Source organism: Streptomyces longisporoflavus, from assembly GCF_014649775.1.
GTDB classification, from domain to species: Bacteria; Actinomycetota; Actinomycetes; order Streptomycetales; family Streptomycetaceae; genus Streptomyces; species Streptomyces longisporoflavus.
In genome coordinates this window covers 1-565 of record NZ_BMTR01000149.1, presented here as the reverse complement: position 1 = coordinate 565, position 565 = coordinate 1, and the positions used below count along the sequence as shown (strand labels likewise).

Genomic DNA, 565 nt, shown 5'->3' with positions numbered 1-565 from the left:
ACCCTCCACCTTCGCCGTCAGCACATCGGCGAACCCGCCCAGATCAACCGGATCAAGATCAGCGAGGACCGCCGAACGCTCGACACCCGCCGCATGCACCACGGCGGTGAGCGACGGGATGCTCGAAAGCAGCTCGGCGACGGCCTCCCTGTCCGTCATGTCGCAGGCGGCGAACGTGACGCGTGCGCCGAGCTCGACGAGCTCGGCCTCCAGCTCGGGGGCGCCGTCGGCCGCGCTGCCGCGACGGCTCACCAGCACGAGGTGCTCGGCGCCGTGCCCGGCCAGCCAGCGTGCCACGTGACCGCCCAGGGCGCCGAGACCACCGGTGACGAGTACCGTTCCGCGCGGTGTCCAGCCGTCGCCGGGGGCGGTCTCGCTCAGCGGCGCGGGCACCAGTCTGCGGCCGAGGATCGCGTGGTCGCGTAAGGCGACCTGGTCCTCACCGCCCGTTTCGGCGAGGACGGAGGCGAGGAGGTCTCCGGTCGTCTCGTCCTGTGTTTCGGGCAGGTCGATCAGACCGCCCCAGGAGTCGGGCTGCTCCAGGGCGGCCACCCGGCCCAGACCC

1 protein-coding gene is annotated in these 565 nt (G+C 72.6%); it reads right to left on the bottom strand.

From position 1 onward, the window contains the following. The coding region (locus IE226_RS43805; RefSeq protein ID WP_190087108.1) for an SDR family NAD(P)-dependent oxidoreductase at positions 1-565 on the bottom strand (565 nt) is incomplete at both ends.